The organism is Glutamicibacter sp., assembly GCF_050701915.1.
Classification (GTDB): domain Bacteria; phylum Actinomycetota; class Actinomycetes; order Actinomycetales; family Micrococcaceae; genus Glutamicibacter.
Genome location: NZ_JBOGEG010000034.1, coordinates 16,926 through 40,202 on the forward strand (window position 1 = coordinate 16,926; position 23,277 = coordinate 40,202).

18 protein-coding genes are annotated in these 23,277 nt (G+C 65.3%); 9 read left to right on the top strand and 9 right to left on the bottom strand.

Going from position 1 to position 23,277, the window contains the following annotated elements; all coding sequences use genetic code 11:
• Window positions 1-20 precede the first annotated feature (20 nt).
• The 3 genes from ACRDT3_RS15745 to ACRDT3_RS15755 form a co-directional block, all read right to left on the bottom strand.
• Window positions 21-1,892 (bottom strand): BCCT family transporter, encoded by a 1,872-nt coding sequence (locus ACRDT3_RS15745; RefSeq protein WP_431493876.1) that lies wholly within the window; start codon window positions 1,890-1,892, stop codon window positions 21-23.
• Between the two features lie 199 nt (window positions 1,893-2,091).
• The gene (gene fdhA, locus ACRDT3_RS15750) at window positions 2,092-3,306 is read right to left on the bottom strand and encodes a formaldehyde dehydrogenase, glutathione-independent (protein WP_431493877.1); all 1,215 of its coding nucleotides are present in this window, start codon (window positions 3,304-3,306) and stop codon (window positions 2,092-2,094) included.
• Window positions 3,307-3,435: 129 nt separating this feature from the next.
• On the bottom strand, window positions 3,436-4,374 hold the full coding sequence (locus ACRDT3_RS15755) for a LysR family transcriptional regulator (RefSeq protein WP_431493878.1): 939 nt from the start codon (window positions 4,372-4,374) through the stop codon (window positions 3,436-3,438).
• 151 nt (window positions 4,375-4,525) lie between these two features.
• On the opposite strand from ACRDT3_RS15755, the gene ACRDT3_RS15760 reads away from it, so the two are divergent.
• The 4 genes from ACRDT3_RS15760 (at window position 4,526) to ACRDT3_RS15775 (ending at window position 11,987) form a co-directional block, all read left to right on the top strand.
• On the top strand, window positions 4,526-5,830 hold the full coding sequence (locus ACRDT3_RS15760; RefSeq protein WP_431493879.1) for an aromatic ring-hydroxylating oxygenase subunit alpha: 1,305 nt from the start codon (window positions 4,526-4,528) through the stop codon (window positions 5,828-5,830).
• Window positions 5,827-7,215 (top strand): flavin reductase family protein, encoded by a 1,389-nt coding sequence (locus tag ACRDT3_RS15765; RefSeq protein WP_431493880.1) that lies wholly within the window; start codon window positions 5,827-5,829, stop codon window positions 7,213-7,215. The genes ACRDT3_RS15760 and ACRDT3_RS15765 overlap by 4 nt, the downstream gene beginning before the upstream one ends.
• 43 nt (window positions 7,216-7,258) lie before the next feature.
• Complete coding sequence (locus tag ACRDT3_RS15770) at window positions 7,259-9,778, top strand: GcvT family protein (protein WP_431493881.1); 2,520 nt, start codon at window positions 7,259-7,261, stop codon at window positions 9,776-9,778.
• Window positions 9,779-11,141: 1,363 nt separating this feature from the next.
• On the top strand, window positions 11,142-11,987 hold the full coding sequence (locus tag ACRDT3_RS15775; protein ID WP_431493882.1) for a hypothetical protein: 846 nt from the start codon (window positions 11,142-11,144) through the stop codon (window positions 11,985-11,987).
• A gap of 124 nt (window positions 11,988-12,111) precedes the next feature.
• Here the strand turns inward: ACRDT3_RS15775 and ACRDT3_RS15780 are convergent, their stop codons facing one another.
• The 4 genes from ACRDT3_RS15780 to ACRDT3_RS15795 form a co-directional block, all read right to left on the bottom strand.
• Entirely contained in the window at window positions 12,112-12,243 is a 132-nt protein-coding gene (locus ACRDT3_RS15780) for a hypothetical protein (protein ID WP_431493883.1), read from the bottom strand.
• 122 nt (window positions 12,244-12,365) lie between these two features.
• Window positions 12,366-13,253 (bottom strand): bifunctional 5,10-methylenetetrahydrofolate dehydrogenase/5,10-methenyltetrahydrofolate cyclohydrolase, encoded by an 888-nt coding sequence (locus tag ACRDT3_RS15785; RefSeq protein ID WP_431493884.1) that lies wholly within the window; start codon window positions 13,251-13,253, stop codon window positions 12,366-12,368.
• The gene (locus ACRDT3_RS15790) at window positions 13,250-13,900 is read right to left on the bottom strand and encodes a cyclodeaminase/cyclohydrolase family protein (RefSeq protein WP_431493885.1); all 651 of its coding nucleotides are present in this window, start codon (window positions 13,898-13,900) and stop codon (window positions 13,250-13,252) included. The genes ACRDT3_RS15785 and ACRDT3_RS15790 overlap by 4 nt, the downstream gene beginning before the upstream one ends.
• Before the next feature lie 195 nt (window positions 13,901-14,095).
• A complete protein-coding gene (locus ACRDT3_RS15795; RefSeq protein WP_431493886.1) occupies window positions 14,096-15,001 on the bottom strand; it encodes a LysR family transcriptional regulator in 906 nt (301 codons plus the stop codon).
• Window positions 15,002-15,281: 280 nt separating this feature from the next.
• Between ACRDT3_RS15795 and ACRDT3_RS15800 the strand changes: the two genes are divergently transcribed.
• From ACRDT3_RS15800 to ACRDT3_RS15820, 5 genes are all read left to right on the top strand, one after another.
• Window positions 15,282-17,567, top strand: a complete 2,286-nt coding sequence (locus ACRDT3_RS15800) for a PrpF domain-containing protein (protein ID WP_431493887.1) — start codon at window positions 15,282-15,284, stop codon at window positions 17,565-17,567.
• 12 nt (window positions 17,568-17,579) lie between these two features.
• Window positions 17,580-19,754 carry a tripartite tricarboxylate transporter permease gene (locus tag ACRDT3_RS15805; RefSeq protein ID WP_431493888.1) on the top strand — a complete coding sequence of 725 codons (2,175 nt, stop codon included), beginning with the start codon at window positions 17,580-17,582 and terminating at the stop codon, window positions 19,752-19,754.
• 25 nt (window positions 19,755-19,779) lie between these two features.
• A complete protein-coding gene (locus tag ACRDT3_RS15810; RefSeq protein WP_431493889.1) occupies window positions 19,780-20,157 on the top strand; it encodes a universal stress protein in 378 nt (125 codons plus the stop codon).
• Window positions 20,158-20,316: 159 nt separating this feature from the next.
• On the top strand, window positions 20,317-20,751 hold the full coding sequence (locus ACRDT3_RS15815) for a MarR family transcriptional regulator (RefSeq protein WP_431493890.1): 435 nt from the start codon (window positions 20,317-20,319) through the stop codon (window positions 20,749-20,751).
• The gene (locus ACRDT3_RS15820; protein ID WP_431493891.1) at window positions 20,748-22,145 is read left to right on the top strand and encodes an MFS transporter; all 1,398 of its coding nucleotides are present in this window, start codon (window positions 20,748-20,750) and stop codon (window positions 22,143-22,145) included. Before ACRDT3_RS15815 ends, ACRDT3_RS15820 begins: the two co-directional genes overlap by 4 nt.
• Window positions 22,146-22,219: 74 nt before the next feature.
• Here ACRDT3_RS15820 and ACRDT3_RS15825 read toward each other — a convergent pair whose 3' ends face one another.
• Together ACRDT3_RS15825 and ACRDT3_RS15830 are read right to left on the bottom strand one after the other, a co-directional pair.
• Entirely contained in the window at window positions 22,220-22,516 is a 297-nt protein-coding gene (locus ACRDT3_RS15825; protein ID WP_431493892.1) for an antibiotic biosynthesis monooxygenase family protein, read from the bottom strand.
• 102 nt (window positions 22,517-22,618) lie between these two features.
• Window positions 22,619-23,149, bottom strand: coding sequence for an ASCH domain-containing protein (locus tag ACRDT3_RS15830; protein WP_431493893.1), 531 nt, complete (start codon window positions 23,147-23,149; stop codon window positions 22,619-22,621).
• Between the last annotated feature and the right edge of the window lie 128 nt (window positions 23,150-23,277).

A 23,277-nucleotide genomic window follows, 5' to 3' on the forward strand; every position in this document is an offset into this window, starting at 1 on the left:
ACGCGGACGCGGGCCGGACGCTAGCGTCCGGCGCCCTCGGGCTCCAGATCCGTATCGGGCCGCGGCCGCTCTTCGCGCACCTGGGCTTCCATTTCCCCGGCCACCTGGTCCGGCCAGCCCGAAGGCGGCAGGCTCGGTGCCGCCACAATGGAATTCTCCCTGGTCATCAGGCAGAACTGCTCACCTTCGTGGCGGTCGATTCCGTCATCCACCGCCTGCTCGAGCACCTCCATGGCCACCTTGCCGCGCAGCACCAGCGGATCACGGCTCAGGTCCTTCCACAGCGCCACGCACAGCAGCAGCATCACCAGCACGAAGGGCAGCGCCGAGACGATGGTGATGTTCTTCAGCCCGTTCAGGGCCGCCGCCGGGTGGTCCCCGCCGGCCAGCAGCATGACGGCCGCCACCGCGCCCACCGAAACGCCCCAGAAGACCACCGACTTCTTCGAGGGTTCCTGGGCTCCGCGCTCGCTCAGCGCTCCCATCACGATTGAGGCGGAGTCCGCCCCGGTGACGAAGAAGATGGCAATCAGCACCACGGCCAGTCCCATCAGCGCGATGGAGAACCATTCGGGGAACGGCAGTGCGCCCAGCAGCTCGAAGAGCACCGAGTCGAAGTCGATGTCCGGAGCCCCGTCCACCATCCGGGCCAGCGCCTGGCCCATGTCCCCGTTGCGCTCGGCCCGCTCCTGCAGGCCGATGGCGCCGCCGCCGAAGATGGCGAACCAGAACAGCGTGACGGTGGAAGGAACCAGCAGCACGCCGGTGACGAACTGGCGGATGTTGCGCCCGCGCGAGATCCGCGCGATGAACAGGCCCACGAACGGGGTCCAGGAAACCCACCAGGCCCAGTAGAAGATGGTCCACGAGGAAAGCCAGGCGGCCATGTCGCCATCCCCCGAGGCCGCGGTCCGCGATGCCATCTCCGGCAGGTCGGCGATAAAGGAGCCCACCGCATTGGGAATCACGTTCAGGATGAACAGCGTCGGTCCGCCGATGAACACGATCAGCGCCAGGATCACCGCCAGCACCATGTTGATATTGGACAGCCACTGGATGCCGCGCTCGATCCCGGAGACGGCCGAAGCCACGAACAGGGCGGTGAGGACCGCGATGATCAGCACCAGGATCCCCGAACCTACCGAGGGCAGCAGCCCGGCGGACTGGATGCCGCCGCCGATCTGCAGCGCGCCGAGCCCCAGCGAGCAGGCCGAACCGAAGAGCGTGGCCAGGATGGCCAGGATGTTGATCGTCTTCCCGCCCCAACCGTGCACCACCTTCTCGCCGAAGATCGAGGTGAACATCGAGGAGAACAGCTGCGGGCGGCCCAGCCGGAAGCTGCCGTAGGCCATGCCCAGCCCGACAATCGCGTACATGGCCCAGGGGAACAGCGTCCAGTGGAACATTGTCGTGCCCATGGCGGTGCCCACCGCGGCCGAGGTCTGACCGCCGACGGTTTCCGGCGGCGGGGACATGTAGAAGAACAGCGGCTCGCCTACCCCGTAGAAGACCAGCCCAATGCCCATGCCGGTGGCGAACATCATCGAGATCCAGGAGACCGTGCTGAACTGCGGCTTCTCCCCGTCCTTGCCCAGCGGGATGCGCCCGAAGCTCTTGGCCGCGACCACCAGCACGAACAGGGTGAATACGGTCGCGGCGATCACGAAGACCCAGCCGGTATTCGTGATGACCCAGTCCAGGGCCTTCCCGGCCGTGGAGCCCAGCCCTTCGGGCGAGGCGAAGCCCCAGGCGATGAACGCCAGGGCGAGGATTCCGGCAATGCCGAAGACCCAGTAGTCGGTGCCGGCGGACAGATATCTTCTGGGCCGGCGCCGGCGGGCCGAGTGCAGCTCGCTGACCAGGTCGTTCATGGGTTGCTCAGTGCGTTTCATTTCGGTTTCCTTCAATAAAGGCAATAGGCGGCGCTCCGGCAGGGGAATGCGGGCGCGCCGAATCAGCCGGGGTCCCGGGGTTGCTCGTTGCAGGTGGCCGGGGCCGGCGAGTTGGCCGGGCTGATGAGTCGGCCGGAAGTCCGCCGTGCGGGCCAGGAGCAGATCCTGGCCGGCACGGCGGGCAGCGGTCAATTGCGGATCAGGCGCTGATCAGCCCGTGCGGGTCGAGCACGAACTTCTGCGCGGCCCCTTCGTCGAAGGCCGCGTAGCCCTGCGGCGCCCGGTCCAATCCGATGGCCGTGGCATTGACGTTCTTGGCAATCGAGACCTTGTCCGAGAGGATCGCCTGCATCAGCCCGCGGTGGTACTTCATCACCGGGCACTGGCCCGTGACGAAAGTGTGGGACTTGGCGAAGCCCAGGCCGAAGCGCATGGACAGCGAACCGACCTTGGCTGCTTCGTCCTTCGCGCCAGGGTCCCCGGTGACATAGAGCCCCGGGATGCCCAGGCTGCCACCGGCACGGGTGATTTCCATCAGCGAATTGAGCACCGTGGCAGGCTGCTCCTTCCCGGCGTCGTGCCCGTGCCCGCGCGCCTCGAAGCCCACCGCGTCGATGCCGCAGTCGACCTCGGGCACGCCCAGGATCTGCTCGATCTGCTCGGCCGGATCTCCCTGCGAGACGTCCACGGTTTCGCAGCCGAAGCTGCGGGCCTGGGCCAGCCGGTCGGCGTTCAGGTCCCCGACAATCACGGTGGCCGCCCCCAGCAGCTGCGCGGAGGTGGCCGCGGCCAGGCCTACCGGGCCGGCGCCGGCCACGTACACGGTGGAGCCGACGGTGACCCCGGCGCCGATGGCCCCGTGGTATCCGGTCGGGAAGATATCCGAGAGCATGGCCAGATCCAGGATCTTCTCCATGGCCTGGTCGCGGTCGGGGAATTTCAGGGCATTCCAGTCCGCGTAGGGCACCAGCACGTATTCGGCCTGGCCGCCCACCCAGCCGCCCATGTCCACGTAGCCGTAGGCGGAGCCGGGGCGGTCGGGATTGACGTTCAGGCAGATGCCGGTCTGCCCGACCTTGCAGTTGCGGCAGCGGCCGCAGGAGATGTTGAAGGGCACCGAAACAACGTCGCCGATCTTGAGGAATTCCACGTCACGGCCCACTTCCACCACTTCTCCGGTGATCTCGTGGCCCAGCACCAACCCGACGGGGGCGGTGGTGCGGCCGCGGACCATATGCTGGTCCGAGCCGCAGATGTTGGTGGCGACGGTGCGCAGGATGACCCCGTGGTGCACCTGCCGCCCGACGTTTGCGGGGTGGACCCCGGGCCCGTCCTTCAATTCGAATTCGGGGTACGGGGTGTCGATCAGTTCGACCTTGCCTGCCCCGGCGTAGCTTACTGCCAAGTTGCCCATGGCGGACCTCTCCCTTGAAATATCAGTTGGATACCAAATCGGATGTGCCCAAGTCTGGCCATGGAGTGTGATCCATGTCAATAGCCCGGACCGAAATCCATCGGTGCCCGGCAGCCCGCCAGCGCGCCGCTACCCGTCCAGTTCCTCGGCCGAGCGCAGGGAAATGATGCTCTTGGCTGTGCGCTGCAGGATTTCCAGGGATTCCTCGATCAGCGGCGAGCCGCGGCTGCCCTTGCGGGTCACCGCCACGATGCGCCGCGAGGGCTTGGCGGCCCCGGAAATCCGGCGGCGCACCACGTTTTCCGCATCGCCCAGGGTTGCCAGGCGGGGCAGCAGCCCCACGCCCAGGCCCGCCCCGATGAAGGCGATCATGGTCTCCCACTCCACCGCCTCGTGGGCAATGTACGGGGTGACCCCCAGCGAGGTGAACGCGGCAACGAACAGCGCCCGGTAGACCGACTGCCCGGATTCCGAGATCCACGGGTCATCGGCCAGGTCTTCCAGGGCCACGGACTTGTGCTGCGCCAGCCGGTGCGTCGCGGGCAGCACCACATCCAGCGGGTCATCGAGCAGCACGGTCTGCTCGAACCGGTCCCTGGCGCCGCTGCCGCCGGAGGTCTGGCTGGCCACGATCACGGCCAGGTCGATCCGCTCCGCCAGCAGCAAATCCAGGCAGCGCTGCGGCTGGGCTTCGATCAGCTGCACCTCGGTATCCGGCCGGGTGACTCGCAGGCTCGCGGCCAGCGGGGCGAGCAGCTGTGCGGCAGCGGTGGAGAACCCGCCGAGCCCGAAATGCCCCTGCACCTGCCCCGAGGCGCTGCGCGCGGAGGCCGCAAGCAGCTCCCATTGCGTCACAATCCCGTCCAGGCCCGCAACGAAGTGCCGCCCCGCGGAGGTCAGCCGCACCCCGCGGCCCTCCTTGGTGATCAGCTTGATGCCCAGCGCCCGCTGCAGCTCGCGCAGCTGGGCGGAGACCGCCGAAGCCGAGTAGCCGGTCAGTTCCGCGGTGCGCGCCACGGAACCCGTGGAGGAGAAAACCCGCAGGGTGGCGAAGCGTGGATCAATCATGCACCAATTGTGCACGGTTTCATTCAATTTCTTGCGCTTTTCTTGCCGACTATTTCTTCCTAGTCTCAACTCATGCGGTGACCGGCCTCACATCGGCCCGCGCAACCCCAGCCAGAGGACGCCCGCCGCGTCGTGTTCCAAGGAGTAACAGATGACCGCTTCGGTAAGCGCACCGCGCACAACGCGTGGGAAGCTCGCTACGTCGGTGAACCAAGAACAGCTCGCCGAGATCACCGAACTCTTCCGCAACCGGCGCAAGGGCTATTCGCTCGAAGCCCCGCTGTACACCGACCCCTCAGTATTCGATGTCGAGATGCAGGCGATCTTCGGGACCCACTGGCTGTTTGCCGCGAGCATTGCCGAGATCCCCGAGCCCGGGGACTACGTCACCGTGGATTACGGGCCGCACTCGCTGATCGTGCTGCGCACCGAGGACGGCGGGGTCAACGTGCTGCACAACGTCTGCCGGCACCGCGGCGCCCGCGTGCTCACCGAGGCCTCGGGCAGCACCGGGAACCTGGTCTGCGGATACCACTCGTGGACCTACTCCCCGGAAGGCGACCTGATCCACGCCTCAGCCCCAGGCGAAGGAAAGTTCGACAAGAGCTGCTTCGCGCTCAAGCGCGCCCACGGCCAGGTCCACGCCGGACTCGTTTTCGTGTCCCTGGCCCAGGATCCGCCGGCGGACTTCGACGAGGTGGCCGGCATCTTCGAGCCCTACCTGGCCCCGCACGATATCTCCCGGGCCAAGGTCGCCCACCAGCAGGACATCATCGAGGAGGGCAACTGGAAGCTGGTGATGGAGAACAACCGCGAGTGCTACCACTGCGACGGGCACCCGGAGCTCGCCTGCTCGCTGTTCCCCACCTGGGGGCTGAGCGACGAGACCGTTCCCAAGCACCTGGAAGAGGTATGGGAGCGCAACCAGAAAGCCCAGTCGGCCCTGGAGGAACGCTGCCGCCGCTACGGATTGCCCTACGAGGTCGTGGAGCAGCTGGACACCCGCATCGCCGGCATCCGCATCTCCCGCGAATCCCTGGACGGCGATGGGGAATCCTTCTCCGCCGACGGGCACCGCCTGTCCAAGAAGCTGCTCGGCGAGCTGCGCGATTTCCGGCTGGGCCGCTGCTCCATGCACCTGCAGCCCAACAGCTGGTTCCACTTCCAGTCCGACCACGTGATCACCTTCGCCGCCTTCCCGATCAACGAGCACCAGACCCTGGTGCGCACCACCTGGCTGGTGGCCGATGACGCAGTCCAGGGCGACGACTACGACCTGGACAAGCTGACCCACACCTGGAAGCAGACCAACTTGCAGGACAAGGCCTTCGTCGAGCTATGCCAAAAGGGCGCAGCCAGCCCCGCCTACCAGCCCGGCCCGTACATGAAGAGCGAATACCAGGTCGAGGCGTTCATCAACTGGTACACCCAGCGCGTGCTGGAGCACCTGGCATGAGCAGCAGCGCAAAGCTCGCCAGCACCTCCAGTGCCCAGCGCCTGCGCGGGCTGGAAATGCCCTGGAACCGGGTGCTCAGCTCGCAGGAGGGACCGGCGAGCGCAGCCCGCGCGCTGGGACCATGGCACCCCCAGGAGTTCCTGGCCGAATGCGTGCAGACCATCGAGGAAGCCGGCGGGCTGATGACCTTCGTCTTCCGCCGCGCCGATGGCGCCCCGCTGGCCTTCCGCGCCGGGCAGTACCTGAACATCGCCTTCCCCGTGCACGGCGAAGGCCAGGAGACGGTGGATCGCAGCTATTCGATTTCCAGCGCGCCCACCGTGCCGTGGACCTTCAATGTCAGCATCAAGCGCGATCCCAAGGGCCTGGTGTCCTCCTGGGCGCACGAGAACCTGCGCCCGGGAATGGTGCTGGATATGCTCGGCCCGGTCGGGGCCTTCCACCTGGGCGACTCGGACCGCCGCGCCCGCTACCTGTTCCTGGGAGCCGGGGCCGGGGTCACCCCGATCATCTCCATGGTGCGCACCATCCACTCGCTGCCCGGACAGGCCGATGTGGTGGTGCTCTGCCACGGCACCGTGCCCGGGGACTTCCCGTTCTGGCGCGAGCTGGAATACATCAAGCAGGTCGATCCGCGCATCAAGGTCTCCTACTCGCTGGGCAACCGCGAGAAGCCGGCAGACTGGGAGGGGTACTCCGGGCGGCTGACCGCCGAAATGATCGATGCGGTGGCACCCGATGCCAACGGCCGCAAGGTCTTCGCCTGCGGTCCGGAAGGCTACCTGAATTCGGCCACCAAGCTGCTGCGCGAAGTCGGCGTGGATGACACCTCGGTGTTCATGGAGTTCTTCTCCGGGGACCGCAAGACGCTGCTCGAATACCAGGAAGAGATCGCGCTGGCCGGGTCCATCGCCGAAGAAGTCGCCGAATCGGTGGAGGAGTTCTACGAGAGCCAGCCGCTGGAGCTGGGCATGTACGAACCGGAGTACGACCAGACCGGCACCATCGAGGCCACCGGCCAGTCGCTGGTGGCAGAGGAGTCGGATACCCCGCCTCCGGCCGCACCGACGGTTCCCGCGCAGGACCCGCCGGATGCCGATTCCTTCCCCACCGTGGGCGAAGGCGAGCTGACCATGACCTTCCTGCGCACCGCGGTGAACGTCCGGATCAGTTCCAAAGAGCACATCCTGGGCGCCGCCCAGCGGGCCGGGGTGCGCATCGGCGCCAACTGCCAGGAGGGCATGTGCGGCTCGTGCAAGGTCGTCAAGCTCGAAGGCGAGGTGGCGATGAACCACCAGGGCGGCATCCGCGCCCGTGAAATCGAGGCCGGGAAGTTCCTGCCTTGCTGCTCCACTGCCCAAACGGATCTGGTCATCGACGCCTAGGCGCGCCAGCCACCACCACACCATCAGCTTTCAAGGAGTCCCCATGTCCCGTCTTTCCCCACGGATCGTCATCATCGGCGCCGGCATCGTCGGCGCGAACCTCGCGGACGAACTGGCCACCCTGGGCCACACTAATACCCTGGTCATCGAGCAGGGCCCGCTGGATCTTCCCGGCGGTTCCACCTCGCACGCTCCGGGCCTGGTCTTCTCGTCCAACCCGTCCAAGTCCATGACCGAATTCGCGCAGTACACCATCGAGAAGCTCACCAGCCTGGTGGGCGCCGACGGGCGCGGCTCCTTCCTCCCGGTGGGCGGGCTGGAAATCGCCACCACCGATGAGCGCCTGGCCGACCTGCATCGCCGCGCCGGGTGGAACCGCTCCTACGGCGTCGAAGCCGAGGTCATCGACGCCGCCGCCTGCCTGGCGAAGTTCCCGATGCTCAACCCGGAGAAGGTCCTGGGCGGCCTGTTCACCCCGGGCGACGGGCTGGCCCTGGCCGCCAAGGGCACCGCGCTGGTCATGGAACGCGCCAAGGCCGCGGGAGTCGAGTTCCGCGACCGCACCATCGTCACCGATATCGAAGTCTCCGGCGGCAAGGTCGCCGCGGTCATCTGCGGCGAAGAGCGCTTCGCAGCGGACATCGTGGTCTCCTGCGCCGGCTTCTGGGGACCGAACATCGGCAAGATGGTGGGCACCTCGATCCCGCTGCTGCCGCTGGGCCACCAGTTCGCCTGGAGCACCCCGGCCCCGTCGCTGGCCGGAGTCAACGAGCTGCCGGCCGGTGCCAGCCGCCCGATCCTGCGCTACCAGGACCGCGACCTCTACTACCGCGAGTGGGGAGATCGCATCGGCATCGGCTCCTACGCCCACCGTCCGATGCCGGTGGATCTGGACACCTTGCAGGCCTACCGCCCCGAAGACATTACCCACGAGCGGATGCCGTCCTCGCTGGAATTCACCCCGCAGGACTTCGCCGCCGAGTGGGAAGCCAGCCAGGAGCTGCTGCCGGATCTGCGCAACACCCAGATCCAGCGCGGCTTCAACGGCATCTTCTCCTTCACCCCGGACGGCGGTTCGCTGGTGGGCCAGTCCAGGGAGGTCGATGGCTTCTTCGTGGCCGAGGCCGTGTGGGTCACCCACGCGCCGGGCATCGCCAAGGCCGTGGCCGAGCTGATCGCCACCGGCACCTCCAAGACGGACCTGAGCGACTGCGACCTGAACCGCTTCGAGGACGTGCAAACCACCAAGGAGTACGTCAGCGAGACCTCGCAGCAGAACTTCGTGGAAATCTACGATGTCCGCCACCCGCTGGAGCCGCGCACCAAGCCACGCGCCGTGCGCACCAGCCCCTTCTACTCCCGCCAGCAGGAACTTGGCGCCTTCTTCCTGGAAGGCACCGGCTGGGAGCGCCCGCACTGGTACGAGGCCAATGCTTCCCTGCTCGAGCAGTTGCCCGCCGAGTGGGCCGCCCCGGCGCGCGATGACTGGTCCGACATGTTCCACTCGCCGATTGCCGCGGTGGAAGCCTGGAAGACCCGCACCGCGGTGGCGATGTTCGACATGACCCCGCTCAAGCGCGTGGAGGTCACCGGCCCCGGTGCCGGGCAGATGCTCCAGGGCTTGACCACGGCGAATATGCTGCGTGCCCCGGGCATGGTCAGCTACACGCTGCTGCTGGACCATGCCGGCGGCATCACCAGCGACATCACCGTGGCCCGCCTCTCCGAAGAGGTCTACCAGGCAGGCATCAACTCCAATGTGGATGTCGCCTATCTGGACCGCGAAGCGCGCAAGTTCAATGAGGCCAACCCGGGCCAGTGGGTGTCCGTCCGCGATATCACCGCCGGGACTTCCTGCATCGGCCTGTGGGGTCCGCTGGCCCCGGAGGTCATGGCCAAGATCAGCGAAGACGATATGGGCAACGAGGGGCTGAAGTACTTCCGCACCAAGCAGATCTCCATCGCCGGCATCCCGGTCACCGCCATGCGCCTGTCCTACGTGGGCGAATTCGGCTGGGAGCTCTACGCCTCGGCGGATGTCAGCGCCAAGCTCTGGGATGTGATCTTCGAAGCCGGGCAGGAACACGGCATCATCGCCGGCGGGCGCGAGGCGTTCAACTCCATGCGCCTGGAGAAGGGCTTCCGCTCCTTCGGCACCGACATGACCAGCGAGCACGAACCTGAACAGGCCGGCTTGGGCTTCGCGGTCAAGGCCGCCAAGACCGTGGACTTCGTGGGCAAGTCGGCGCTGGCCGAGCGTGCCGCGGCGGCCACCAAGCGCCTGCGCTGCCTGACCGTGGATGACGGCGTGTCCATGGTCCTGGGCAAGGAACCGGTATACGTGGACGGCAAGCCTTCCGGCTACGTCACCAGCGCCGCCTACGGGTACACGGTGCGCAAGCCGATCGCCTACGCATGGCTGCCCACCTCGGTGGAAACCGGGGACTCGGTGGCGATCGAGTACTTCGGCAAGCAGATTGCCGCGACCGTGGTCGATGACCCGCTGTACGATCCGCAAATGGACCGGTTGCGCGGAGTTTCGCTGGCCACCTCAGCCAGCTAGGCGCCACCCGCTGCACAGGCCGGGCCGCTGTTCACCCTGAACAGCCGCCCGGCCTTCTTTTTTACGTGCGCGCATACCTATATATGCGTCTCCTAGTAATTCCCCTTGTAATAGGATGCAGGAATCGCACTGCGCCCAGGCTTTCGCCGTTCGCGTTCCGTGTGGTGACACTTAGGAGTTTCCCGATGCCTGGTGTTGCCGTTTCCTTACGGCAACCAGCGACGAGCCATGCGGGCATGTTCAGGAAATCAACATATTCCGTCGACTGCGGAATGATGTTATTATCTGAACATGCCAGTAGCGAAGAACACTCCCAACCTCATCACTGAACGCATGCTGCTAGAATCCGTGCCTCTCGCCCTTCGAGAACGTCTACCTGCCGGATGGGCCGTCGGCACTCCTGAGCCAGCCGCTGGACCCGATGTTGGAATCGATGCATTCCTGAGCTTCTCGACACCATCAGGGGAATCAGCAAAAATCGCAATCGAGACGAAGAGCGTCGTCGAGCCGCGGGATGTGGTGAGACTGCAAGAAAGACTTGACTCTGCGCGTAGCGGTAGCGCTTGGGATATCGGGTTGCTGGCAGCACGATATCTTTCCGCGTCCGTTCGCAAACGACTCATAGGAGCCGGAATATCATTCGTTGATGCAACAGGTAACATGTACATCCGTTCAGATGCACCGCCCCTATTTATCCGAGATCGAGGTCTAGATCAAGACCCTTGGCGGGGTCCGGGACGTCCCCGTGGAACACTAAAGGGCTCTCCTGCAGCACAGGTTGTTCGCGCATTGATCGACGTACCCGGTCCGTGGCGAATGCGGGAACTCATTGCTTCTGCCCAAGCATCGACCGGCTCCGTCTACCGAGTCGTGGAGTTTTTGGAATCAGAAGATCTCCTCTTGCGAAATAGCGATGCCAGCATATCCGTTCCGGACTGGTCAGCCATTCTGCGCCGCTGGTCCGCAGACTACGGATTCCTAACAACCAACACGGTCTCCAGTTGGATCGCCCCCCGTGGAATCGATAGCGTAATCAGTGCCGCGCGCAACACAAACCCCGAAACATACGCGATCACGGGCTCCGTTGCAGCGGCTACTTGGGCATCTTACGCACCAGCACGATCGCTTATGGCTTACACGCAGAACACAACTGAAATAGCCAAGCGATGGGGCCTGCGTGCCACAGACACCGGTGCAAATGTCCTGCTTGCTGAAGCCGCTTACCCTTCGCTCACACGAAATTCTCTTCAACGCGAGGACGGACTATCTGTAGTAGCTCCAGCGCAGGTAGCCGCGGACCTCCTAACTGGCCCCGGCCGAGCACCTAGCGAAGCCGAAGAATTAATCGATTGGATGGTAAACCATGAGTCGGACTGGCGCTAATTCTGAGAACCTTTTGATCCATGCGCGCGAAGCCTTGCTCAATGCGCTTGAAGCCCTTGAAGAGCAACGGGAAGCCTTGATCGTGATTGGCGCACAGGCTGTCTACTTGCGCACCGGTGACCTAGATGTCGCTCTTGCACCAGCGACCAAGGATAGCGATCTCTCCCTTGACCCCCGACTCCTTCGCGACAATCCCCTTTTGGAGCAAGCCATGCGTCGCGCAGGCTTTCTCCCCGGCTCGCAGCCCGGTGCATGGCTGGACAAGGACGGAATCCCCGTTGACCTGATGGTCCCAGAACAATTTGCGGGATCAGGCCGTCGCAGCGTGCGCATACCCCCGCATGACCAGCTCTCTGCCCGAAAGGCCAGAGGCATAGAAGCAACCACCGTCGACTTTGATGTTATGGAGATTGGCGCTCAGGACGCACAGGATACACGCTGCATTCCTGCAAAAGTTGCGGGCCCCGCAGCACTCTTGGTTGCCAAGATCCACAAAATCACCGAAAGGCTCGACACTCCGACACGCCTAAATGACAAAGATGCACACGACTCCTACCGAATTCTGCGGAGTATCGAAACTACGGAACTGCGCGATCGATTCGCCCAGCTCCTGGACGACAGCGTCAGCCGCGAAACAACCATCGAAGCTTTGCAGTCCTTGGAGTTGAACTTTGCAGAAGGTCCGAACGCGCCGGGTTCGATCATGGCCGGCCGCGCAGAATCCGGCCTCGGCGATCCACAGCAGGTTGCTCTCTCGACAGCATTCCTTGCAGAGGATCTGCTGCAGGCCCTTGCCGAAATCGGGTTCGACACAGGATCATTTTAACCGCACTCACAGCCAGTCAGGCCGCCTCCGGTCTCCAAATCCAGCGCCATACGTGAGAACAAACTGCGGCCCAGTTGGACGCATAAATAGGGTGTGCATGTTCAGCGCGGGAACACCGGCACGATCAGCCGGCTGCCAGCCCGGGCAGGATCTTGCCAATGGCTGGAACGCAGAAAGCCGCCGAATCATCAACCTCCCAATCGATGATGCGGCGGCGGCACGTGGTGCATCCGGCCGGCGGCAGATCCCAGTTCATGTTCCCCGCCGGCGTGCACCGTACCCGTGGTTCGCTTCGCCCTGGCAATTGCGGTCCCGGCGTTCCGGTTTCCGCTGCATGCTGGCTTGCCCGCAGCGGAACCCGGAACGCCGGCCAGCCAGCTACCGGCGTCCGGCCATGTGCGCTCCCTTCGCCGGGGCCACCTGCTGGCTTGCCGCCGCGGCCTGCGCGGCATGCAGGACCAGCAACGCAGTGGTCACCGTGCCTACGCCGCCGGGAACAGGGCTCAGGGCCCGCACCAACGGGCGCACCGATGCTGCGTGGACGTCTCCCACCAGCTTGCCTTCGGCGTTGACGTTGGTTCCGACATCGATCACCACGGAGGTTTCATCCGCCTCGTTGCCGGTGAGCAGGTTCGCCTTGCCCACGGCCATGACGACCACCGAGGCGGACTTCGTGAAGTGGGCAAGATCGGCGGTCTTCGAATGGCAGATGCTCACCGTGGCATCGCGCTGGAGCAGCAGCTGGGCCAGCGGCTTGCCCACCACCGCGGAGCGTCCGACCACCGCGACATGCTGCCCGGACAGGGGGATCCGGTAGTGCTCCAGGATCTCGATGACCGAGCGTGCGGTGGCCGGGGCAAAGGCCGGCTGGCCGACGCTGAGCCGGCCCAGGCTCAGCGGGTTCGCCCCGTCGATATCCTTGGCCGGATCGATCAGCGCCACCATCGCGGCGGCATCCACCGAGGCCGGCAAGGGGGTCTGCAAGATGATTCCATGCACCGAGCTGTCCTCGTTCAAGTCGGTGATCGCTGCGGCCAGCTGCTCCTGGCCGGAACCGGTCAGGTCCACGACCTGGCAGTCCACCCCCAGCTGCGCGGCGGCCCGTTCGATCGAGCGCACATACCAGGCGGTGGCCTCGTTATCGGTGGCCAGCACGACCGCGATCCGTGCGGTGATCCCCTCGCCGGCCAGGCGCATTACCAGGTCCGCAGTGCGGGTGCGGATCGCTTCGGCCACCGGCTGCCCGGCTAGATTGCGTGCCGTCATGCTGCCACCGCCGTACGGGCCTGCGCGCTGAGCTCTTCGGCTCGCGCGATCGCCTCGCTGGCCTGGTTGGCGGCCTGGACCAGCCGATCGCGCTGGGCGAGGTCGTTGATGGCGCTGATGTTCATTTCCAGGGTGACCAGCGCGGTGGCCAGGGCCGCCCTTGCTGCTTCGGCCGCCGCGGCCACGTCGCTGAGGACCGATCGGTTGCCGATGGGCAGCAGGCGCTGGGCCAGCTCGATGACTTGAATCGAGGCCTCGACGGTGGCGACCAGCGGCGAGGCGGCGGCGATGGTGGCGCTTTGGATCGCCGCGCTGCGCTGCGACTTCTGCTCGCCATTTTCCTTGGGCAGCTTGTAGGCAGCGCCCAGCGCGCCGAACAGCCGTTCGTCTTCCTCAGCAGCTAAGAGCCCTTGGCGCATCATCAGCCGGGCATGCTCGGCAATCTGCTGGGCCTGGTCCTGGACCGCTGCGTACCGCGGCCCGGAGGTGAATTCGGCAACCATGGACACCAGTGCCGCGGCCTGCGCCGCGTGCAGGCCGGCGGCAGCGCCGCCTCCCGGCGCCGGGGCGCCCGAGGCAAGCCGCTCGAGATAGCTGCTGACAGTTTCATTGGAGATCAATGGGGTTTCCCCTCGCTCGGGACGCATGGCAGTTGATCCCTGCACCGATCGGCGGGATTTCCCTGGCGCGCAGGACCATGGTCCGGGCCACCGGGATTCCTTAGTATCCGACTGGTATATCAGGTTATCTTGAAGCCTAGAGCACCTCCCGAACGCAGGTCAAGGGTTTTCTGCCGCCCAAAACGCTCCGATTTTCCGGGCTCCCCGCGCCCGGATCCCCGGCTAGTCGATCCAGGTCTTGCCCATGCCGACAAGCAGCGTCTGGAAGGCATTTTCCGCCGGGGCGCGCACCCGGTCCCTCCGCTGGGCCAGGACCACGCTGCGCGAGGCGGCCGCCTGCCCCAGGGAGAGGATCTTGACGCCCGGATGGTGGTTCATCACCGCGGATTTCGGAGCCAGCGCGATACCCAGCCCCACGGAGACCATGGCCTGGGCTTCCTGGTAGTCATTGGCCTGGAAGGAGATCTTAGGGGAGAATCCCGCGGCATTGCAGGTGCGCTCGAGCAGTTCCGCGACCGGATGCTCGTTGGCACGGACGATCCACTGCTCGTGGGCGGTGGCCGCCATGTCCACCTCCTCGCGCTGCGCCAGCGGATGCTCGGTGCCGACCACCAGCACCGTGGGCTCGGTGAACAGGGTAGTCAGCTCGAAATCATCGCGCTTGAGCCGCATCCACTCGTATTCCCACAGCAGGCCCATTGAGATCTCTCCCCTGGCAAGCAGGCCAATGAGCTCCTGCAAGCGGGTGCTTCGCACATCGAGCTTGATGGAGGGATACATCTTGCGGAAGCGGCTGATGACCAGCGGCATGAAGGAGCTGCCCAGCGTGGGGAAGGTGCCCAGGCTCAGGCTTCCGCTCTTCAGGCCGGCGAGCTGGTCCAGGTCCGCCATGGCCGCGTCCATCTGCTGCAAGATGGCCCGCGCATGGCCGGCCAGCACGTGGCCGGCATCGGTGGGCACCATGCCGCGGGCATGGCGCTGCAGCAGCGGCTGCCCCACTTCCTCTTCGAGCTTGCGCAGCTGCTGCGAAACCCCCGACGGGGTATAGAACAGCTCATCGGCGGCCGCCGTAACCGAACCGCCTTCGACAACGGAGAGCAATATTTGCAATCTCTTGGCATCGAGCATGGTTCCTCCTTGCAGTAGAACTTCAATATATTGCATCAAGCGCACATTTGCTGGATTCTGGCGGATGCTTGGCCGAAATACACTCCCACCGCTTGACGAATCCACCGCATTCGCTGTCGGATTTCCCTAGTGCAATCGCTAAATTAAGCGATGCTTCAGCTTGTTGCACTAGATGTAACTACTAATAAAGTTTCAACTGCCCCATCATCGATACAAGGCAATAGTGCCCGGCGTCACATCTAACGCAGGCGCTACGTTCTCGATAGATTGGGTACGTCCAATGAAACACACGGTTAAGGCCACCTGGATGCGCGGGGGTACCAGCAAATGCTGGGTCTTCGAGCGAAGTGCGCTCGAAGTTCCCGGCTTCACGGTCGACGAGGTGCTGCTGCGCCTCTTCGGCTCCCCCGACCCGCGCCAAATAGACGGCGTGGGCGGCGGCAGCTCGACGACGAGCAAGGCCGTCATCCTCAGCCCCAGCGATCAACCGGGCGTGGATATCGACTACACCTTTGCCCAGGTAGGCATCGAGCAGGGCGTGGTGGACTGGGGCAGCAACTGCGGAAACTGCTCGGCAGTCATCGCGCCGTACGCGCTCAAGCACGGCTGGATCGAAGCCGAAGACGGCTTGGCCACCGTGCATATCCGCAATACCAACACCGGGCAGCTGCTCATCGAGCGCATGAACCTGGACGGAACGCAGTCCGCCGCGTTCATTCCCGGGGTGCCCTTCCCCGGGCAGGCCGTGGAGATCGGCTTCCTCGATCCGGCCGGCGGCACCACCGGCCAGCTCTTCCCGGCCGGCGACCGGCTAAGCACGCTGCAGGTCGCCGGCAGCGGTTCGCACCCCGGCTTCGAGGCCTCAGCCACGCTGATCGATGCCGGCGCGCCGATGGTCATCATCACCGCTGCCCAGGCTGGCCTGGATGCCGCGGACTTCTCCGACTGGCCCGCCCAGGCGCTGGCCGAGTCCGATCGGCTGGATCGGATCCGCCGGGCCGGCGCCGTGGCGATGGGCCTGTCCAGCAGCGCCGAGGCCGCGCAGCGGGCCATCCCCAAGCTGGCCATCGTGCAGGCCGCTGACGCTGGCGGCGAGGACGACTTCAGGGTCATGATGCTCTCCATGGGGGCACCGCATCCGGCCCTGGCCATCACCGGCAGCGTCGGGCTGACCATGGCCGCGCGCCAGCCGGGCACCGCCATCGCCAACCTGCTGCCCACGGCCCCCGGCGAGGTGCTGCGCATGCAGACTCCCGCGGGGCAGATCCAGACCTGGCAGCGCCAGATCGAAGGCAGGACCGCGGTCGGCACCACGCGCACCGCCCGGGAACTGGCCGAGGCGCAGCTGAGCTTCGACCCGGTCGCCCTGCCCGGAGTCCAGGCCACGGCCGCGCTGGCCGATGGAGCCCCGCTCGCCCCGGCTTCCGCGCAGCTGCTCGATGACCCGCCGCCGCACAAGCGCCGCACGGTCTTCGCCTCGGTGGCGGTTTTCGCCGCGCTGGGGCTCGGGGCCACCCTGCTCGGCGGCGGGCTGCTCAATCCCCCGGCCACCACCGCCGACGGCGATTACGCCGGCGAGACCCTGGAACTGGTCATCCCGCTGGCCGAGGGGGGCGGCACCGATACCTGGGCCCGCTTCGTGGGCCAGGAATTCGCCCACAGCATCCCCGGCGATCCGGGATTCGCACCGGTGAACGAGGCCGGCGGCGAGGGCATCACCGGAAGCAACCGCTTCGCCACCTCGGCGGCCGGCAACGGCACCGAGCTGCTGGTCAGCACCGCCACCACCGTGGTCCCCTGGGTGCTGGAGCGCGATGTGGTGCGCTATTCCTTCGACAAGCTGGAACCGGTGCTGGTCAACGGCACCGGCGGGGTGATCTACGCCCGCACCGCGGCCGGCGTGGACGGTGTCAAGGACCTGGTGGACCGCAAGAAGCCGCTGGTTTTCGGCGGCATCACGGCCACCGGCCTGGACCTGACCACGCTGGTCGCCTTCGACCTGCTCGAAGCGGACATCTCCGCCACCTTCGGCTTCGAGGGACGCGGACCGGTGAACCTGGCCCTGCAGCGGGGCGAAGTGGATATCGACTACACCACGACCTCCTCCTACCACTCGGCGGTGGAGCCCATCGCCGAGGAAGGCACCGCCACAGTGCTGATGTCCTTCGGGCAGCTCGACGAGAACGGCTCGGTCGTGCGGGATCCCAATTTCCCCCACGCGCCGACCGTAGTCGAGGTCTACGAGCAGCTGCACGGGCATGCCCCCGAAGGCCCGAAGCTCCAGGCCTACAAGACCCTGCTGGGTTTGACCTACACCTACCAGAAGGGCCTGTGGGCACCGAAGGGCACACCGCCGGAAGCCGTTGCGCTGCTGCGCGAATCGGCCCATGAACTCTCGCAGGATCCTGGCTTCAACGACAAGGCCGAAGAAATCCTGGGCGGCTACCCCATCGTTGCCGATGAGCAGCTCGCCCAGCGCGTCGAAGACGCCTACACCGTCACCGGGGAAACCAAGAGCTACGTCACGGCGCTGCTCAAGGATTCCTACGGAATAGAAATCAACTAAGGAGGCAAGACAATGCTGGAATCCGCACTGGCCGCATTGGCCTCGCTGGCCGACCCGAGCATGCTGCTCATGCTGCTCATCGGCGTCATCTCGGGGCTGGTCATGGGCCTGATCCCCGGTCTTGGCGGCACTGCCGCCGTGGCCATCCTGCTGCCCATCACCTTCGGCATGGACCCGGCCTCGGCCCTGGCCCTGCTGATCGGCGCACTGGCGGTGGTGCATACCTCCGATACGGTTTCGGCCATCCTGCTCGGCGCCCCGGGGTCCGCCTCCGCCTCGGTCACCATGCTCGACGGCTACGCCATGGCCCGCAAGGGGCAAGCCAAGCGCGCCCTGTCCCTGGCCTTCCTCTCATCGATGGCCGGCGGGCTGATCGGCGCGGTCGGGCTGACCCTGGCCATCCCGCTGGCCCGCCCGCTGGTCCTCTCCTTCGCCAGCCCGGAGCTGTTCATGCTCACGGTGCTGGGTGTCGCCCTGGCCGCGGTGCTTTCCCGCGGCAATGTGATCAAGGGATTGACAGCCGGCCTGGCCGGCCTGCTAGTGGGCATGATCGGCACCGCGCCGACCACCGCAGAGGAACGCTTCACCTTCGGATCGCTGTTCCTGGGCGACGGGCTGTCGCTGGTGGCAGTGGCCCTGGGCGTCTTCGGACTGGCCGAGATCGCCTCGCGAGCCAGCCAGCGCCGCGGCGACAAGCAGAGCGTCGAAGTCACCGGCGGCTGGGGCTCGGGCATCCGCGAGTGGCTGGGCCATTGGTCCCAGGTGCTGCGCGGCGGGCTGATCGGCATCTGGGCCGGCGTGCTGCCCGGCGTGGGCGCCACCGCAGGCACCTGGCTGGCCTACGGCCAGGCCGTGGCTACCGCCAAGGACAAGCGCAAATTCGGCAAGGGCGACCCGCGCGGCATCGTCGGCCCGGAAAGCGCGAACAACTCGGTGGAAGCCGGCGACCTGATCCCGACCTTCCTGTTCGGCATCCCCGGAGGCGTGCCCTCGGCAATGCTGCTGGGCATGCTGCTGACCTACGGCATCCAGCCGGGCCCGAGCATCATCAACGAGCACCTGGACCTGCTGTACATGATCATCTGGGCCTTCGCCATCGCCTCCGTGCTCGGCGCCCTGTTCTGCTTCCTGACCGTGCGTCCGCTGTCCTCGCTGACCAAGGTCCCCTTCTCGATCCTGGCCGCCGGCCTGGTGGTCATCATGCTCCTGGGCTCCTTCCAGGACGGCGGGCAGCTGGGAGACCTGTGGGTCATGGTGCTGCTGGGCGTGGCCGGGTGGGTGCTGAAGTCCACCGGTTTCCCGCGGGCCCCCTTCCTCATCGGTTTCGTGCTGGCGATCCCGATGGAGCGCTACTACTTCCTGACCGACAGCCTGTACGAGGGCTTCGAGTGGATGCTGCGCCCGGGAACCATGGTGTTCATCGCCGTGCTCGTGCTGCCGATCCTCTGGAACGTCTTCAAATGGGTCCGTTCCCGCCGCAAGCTCGGCACCGACGACGACCCGAAGTCGGACAGCGCTCCGGATGCCGAAGCGCCGCTGAAGAACTCGGTGTGGTCGCTGGCCGCGGCCGCGGTGCTCCTGGTGGTCTTCGCCGGTTCGCTGCTGCTCTCTTCCAGCTACTCCCCGGATGCGAAACTTGTCCCGCAGCTGGTCGGCTGGGTCGGGGTCATCATGTCCGGAATCCTGCTGGCTCTGGAACTGCGCACCCGCAAGGCCGCAATGGCCGCGGACCGGCAGGTCGCCATCGCGGCCTCCGCCTACCTCACCGCGCCAGCCGAAGCGGTCCCCGTGGCCGCAGGGACTGCGCCTTCCGCCACCCAGGCAATGGCTGCAACCCGGCAGCCGGGCATCATCACGGGTGCCGGCGCCTCGCCGGACGGCGGGTACCCGGCGGGAACCACCGGAGCGGGCGATGGCCGCGGCTCCGCTTGGGGACCCAAGTGGACCAGCGATGCGTCCTTCGCATTGCGGACCTTCGGCTGGATGGCGGGGTTCCTCATCCTCACCTCGCTGGTGGGATATCTCGCGGCCATCTCGATCTTCGTGCCGGCCTTCCTGCTCATCGTGGCCCGCGCCAAGCTGAAGACCACGATGATCTACACGGCGGTGCTGTTCATCCTGATGCTGGCCCTTCCGTCCCTGCTTCCCATCGACCTGCCCCAGGGCCTGCTGGCCACCTGGCTCTGATCCCGAGATCCACTAGGAGAACACCATGGCAATAATCGCTTGCTACAGCGATACGCCCGCGGGCCGCTTGGCCATACGGCGCGGACTGGCCGAAGCCCACAAGGCCCAGGACCGGCTGCTGATCGCGAACCTGGACAAGGAACCGATCACCGAGGAGCACCTGGGCATCGACCTCGATGCCCTGCTGGATCTCGGGGTTCCGCTGCAGATCCTGCCGCACGCCGGCACCGTCCACGACGCCGCCGACTTCGTCCTCCAAGCGGAGCAGGAGCATGCGGCCACGTTGATTGTGCTGGGGCTGCGCAAGCGCTCGCGCGTTGGCAAGCTGCTCATGGGCAGCATCGCCCAGCGCATCCTGATCGAGGCCGACTGCCCGGTGCTGGCGGTCAAGGCGAAGGAGTAGCCGCTCCCCGCACCAGCTGAGCCAGGCAAGAAAGCCCTCGCCCGCATCTTCACCAGCTGCGGGCGAGGGCTGCTTTTTGCGCCCGATGGATCGGGGACAGTACCCAGTCTCACGACTATTCCACAAGACGCTTGTACAAGTTAATTGTATTCTGTAGCTATGGAAATTGATCCCCAGCCCGCAGACCTTCCCCAGCAGATGTTCGAGGCGCTCTCGCCACTGCTGAACCTGATTCGCACGGCGCGGTCCATTTCCCCTGGCAAACTGGGCATCCTGCATGCCTTGGCCACCGAAGGCCGGGCCAGTGCCACCAACATGAGCCAGGCCATCGGCGTCAGCCAGCAAGCCATCTCGCTGACGACCAAGGAATTGGAAGGCCTCGGGCTGATCGAGCGGCATCGCGATGAATCCGACCGCCGCAAGCTCTGGTTCCAGCTCACCGAGGCGGGCCGCCAGAAGCTGGAGAATGAAATCCAGCTTGGCCGGACCGCGCTGATGCAAGCCATGGACGATAACCTGAGCGGCGAGGACCTTTCCCTGATCCGCGCCGCTGTGCCCGCGCTCAAGAAGATCAATCCGGCGGTCCGCCCATGAGCCGCAGCGCAACCAGCCAGAGCCCGCTGGTGCCCACACTGGTCTTTGCCGCGCTGGCCACGGCAATTGTCTCCTCGCTGGGCATGCTGCTGGTCCCCTCGATTTCCCAGCGGTTCAATGTCGATATTGCCGCCGCCCAGTGGATCCTCACCGTGAATCTCCTGGCCGGCGCCGTGGCAACACCCATCATGGGACGCCTCAGCGATGGACCGCATAAGAAGCGGCTGCTGCTCGCCTCGTTGGCGGCCATGTTCCTGGGTTCGATCATGGCAGCGTCCGCACCGGCCTTTGGCGTGTTCCTGGCCGGACGCGTGCTCCAGGGACTGTCCTACGGCATTGTTCCGGTCACTATCGCCATCGCCAGGCGCTATGTAGCGGCCGAGCACGTGCAAAACACCATCTCCACCCTGTCGGTGACGGTAGCTTCTGGAATCGGCATAGGCTATCCATTGACCGGCATCATCGCCGGCATTTTCGACTACTCCTACGCTTTCTGGTTTGGTGCGGCATTCGTGCTGGCCACCCTCTGCGTGGTGTGGAAGGTAGTTCCTGCAGGCCCCGATACCAACGCCGAGAAACGTCCCTTCGACTACATCGGCTCCGGCTTGCTGGCGTTGGGGCTCGCTTCCCTGCTGCTGACCATATCCGAGGGGCCCAAGTGGGGCTGGGCTTCGCCCACCACCCTCGCTTTGGGCGCTTTTTCGGCAATAGTGCTTATCATCTGGGTTCGGGTGGAAAACCGCCTTGACCACCCACTGGTCAATCTGCGCACGCTCAAGCAGGGCGAAGTCCTCTTGGCCAATATCTCGGCCATCGCCCTCGGCGCAGCACTGTATATCGGCATGTCCGTATCGTCACTGGTAGCCCAGGCAGATGCGGCCACCGGGTACGGGCTGAGCCTCCCGGTCTTCTGGGCAGGCTTTGTCATCTTCCCGCTCTCGGTAGGCAGCTTGGCCGCCAACCGCACGGTTCGCATACTGGCAAAACGCGTTGGCATCCAGGTCATGCTTCCCATTGGAGCGATCATCATGGCCGCAGCAGGCACCATGCTCTGGTTGCTCCACTCCGCGCTCTGGGAGATCTTGCTGAGCATGCTGGTATTCGGCATCGGCATGGGCGCAAGCTATGCGGCCATGCCGGCGTTGATCGCCCGCAGCGTGGCAACCAAGGAGCTAGGCAGCTCGGTGAGTTTCAACCAGGTGCTGCGTACCGTGGGGTCCTCCTTCGGCACGGCGATTTCCGCCGCCATTATCGCCACCCATCCTGGGTTCAATGGCGAGGCCAGTCCCGAAGGCATCAACATGACCTTCTTGATCGGCGCACTGCTTTGCATCGCCTTGGGTGCTGCGTTGCTGGCCGATTCCGCACGGCGCCGCTTCAAAATGCGAAGGTAGGCAAAAGGCCCTGGATGCAGGCAACGCCCCGATACCACGATGGCATCGAGACGTTTTCCTGCGTACTGGAATGCCTAGAGTTCGACGATCTCGAATTCCAGAAGTTCAGCGCCAGTGGCCACTGGCTTCTTGGCATCGCTGCCAGCATGCGCCGCGTCAGCGCGCTGCGTACGCCAGTTCTCGAAGTCCTCGCGGGTTGCCCACTGGGTGTACACGAAGTACTTGTCTCCACCATTGACCGGGCGAAGCAGCTTGAACCCTTCGAAGCCTGGCGAGGAATCCACCGCATGCTTGCGGGCAGCGAAACGCTTTTCCAGCTCCGGCCCAGCTTCGCCGGGAACCGACAGGACATTGATGACGACAATCGACATGTTCAACCTTTCTTGACCGGGCTTCGTTCACGGGAAGCCCCCTGTCCCCACCCTACGCCAGCGCATTCTTGGCAGCAGGCGCACGTGACGAAGTTCGGCCGGCTAGTCGGCATGTGCTTCTGGCCAGCAAATTTCAAAACGCTCCAAGATCAGTTCTCCCCCGGCTTTGCCGGTGTCTTCAGGTTTCCAATCAATTCCTATGGATTTCTGCGTACGGCGCCAGAATTTTTCATGTTCTGCGCGCCAGTATTCCAGCGAGAGATCCCCCTCGCCCTCGGCCGCGGCAAACTGCGCGTCTACCTCGAAGAATGAGGAGCGCTCGACGGAGAGCACTCGCAAAATCGCCCGCGGCTGCCCTTGCCCATCGCAAACAATGCAGTGGTCTTCCGGTTGCGGGACACGTTCGTTGTAATAGACGTAGTCGCTAGCCAGAGACGAAGTCGCTCGCTTGGTTCCGTGCAGCATTTCATTCAAAAGCTCATCGGCAAGCGCAGGATGGTCTCCGAAGGATTCGGCGACATGGTGCGGTGCATCGGCCCGCGGAATCCCTTTGCTCTCTAGATACTCAAACCACATCTGTTCAGCAGCTTCTGCATTGACGGGAGGCAGCTCAGGAACGGAATTTTCTGTCATGTGTCGATCCTAGATGATTAATTCCTAATGATGGCCCCGCGGAATCAGTGGTCATACGAGACCAGCGAACGCTTGCGCGGGGCGTCAATCTTCCAGTTATGCCAGATCCCGGCCGCCATGGCCAACAG

Excerpts from the sequence above, each read along its gene's own strand:
- ACRDT3_RS15805 (WP_431493888.1), top strand. The coding sequence starts at position 17,580 with ATGCTGGAATCCGCACTGGCCGCATTGGCCTCGCTGGCCGACCCGAGC.
- ACRDT3_RS15825 (WP_431493892.1), bottom strand. The coding sequence starts at position 22,516 with ATGTCGATTGTCGTCATCAATGTCCTGTCGGTTCCCGGCGAAGCTGGG.
- ACRDT3_RS15790 (WP_431493885.1), bottom strand. The coding sequence starts at position 13,900 with ATGCGTCCCGAGCGAGGGGAAACCCCATTGATCTCCAATGAAACTGTC.
- ACRDT3_RS15830 (WP_431493893.1), bottom strand. The coding sequence starts at position 23,149 with ATGACAGAAAATTCCGTTCCTGAGCTGCCTCCCGTCAATGCAGAAGCT.
- ACRDT3_RS15775 (WP_431493882.1), top strand. The coding sequence starts at position 11,142 with ATGAGTCGGACTGGCGCTAATTCTGAGAACCTTTTGATCCATGCGCGC.
- ACRDT3_RS15785 (WP_431493884.1), bottom strand. The coding sequence starts at position 13,253 with ATGACGGCACGCAATCTAGCCGGGCAGCCGGTGGCCGAAGCGATCCGC.
- ACRDT3_RS15770 (WP_431493881.1), top strand. The coding sequence starts at position 7,259 with ATGTCCCGTCTTTCCCCACGGATCGTCATCATCGGCGCCGGCATCGTC.
- fdhA (WP_431493877.1), bottom strand. The coding sequence starts at position 3,306 with ATGGGCAACTTGGCAGTAAGCTACGCCGGGGCAGGCAAGGTCGAACTG.
- ACRDT3_RS15820 (WP_431493891.1), top strand. The coding sequence starts at position 20,748 with ATGAGCCGCAGCGCAACCAGCCAGAGCCCGCTGGTGCCCACACTGGTC.
- ACRDT3_RS15760 (WP_431493879.1), top strand. The coding sequence starts at position 4,526 with ATGACCGCTTCGGTAAGCGCACCGCGCACAACGCGTGGGAAGCTCGCT.
- ACRDT3_RS15765 (WP_431493880.1), top strand. The coding sequence starts at position 5,827 with ATGAGCAGCAGCGCAAAGCTCGCCAGCACCTCCAGTGCCCAGCGCCTG.
- ACRDT3_RS15755 (WP_431493878.1), bottom strand. The coding sequence starts at position 4,374 with ATGATTGATCCACGCTTCGCCACCCTGCGGGTTTTCTCCTCCACGGGT.
- ACRDT3_RS15810 (WP_431493889.1), top strand. The coding sequence starts at position 19,780 with ATGGCAATAATCGCTTGCTACAGCGATACGCCCGCGGGCCGCTTGGCC.
- ACRDT3_RS15780 (WP_431493883.1), bottom strand. The coding sequence starts at position 12,243 with ATGAACTGGGATCTGCCGCCGGCCGGATGCACCACGTGCCGCCGCCGC.
- ACRDT3_RS15815 (WP_431493890.1), top strand. The coding sequence starts at position 20,317 with ATGGAAATTGATCCCCAGCCCGCAGACCTTCCCCAGCAGATGTTCGAG.
- ACRDT3_RS15795 (WP_431493886.1), bottom strand. The coding sequence starts at position 15,001 with ATGCTCGATGCCAAGAGATTGCAAATATTGCTCTCCGTTGTCGAAGGC.
- ACRDT3_RS15800 (WP_431493887.1), top strand. The coding sequence starts at position 15,282 with ATGAAACACACGGTTAAGGCCACCTGGATGCGCGGGGGTACCAGCAAA.
- ACRDT3_RS15745 (WP_431493876.1), bottom strand. The coding sequence starts at position 1,892 with ATGAAACGCACTGAGCAACCCATGAACGACCTGGTCAGCGAGCTGCAC.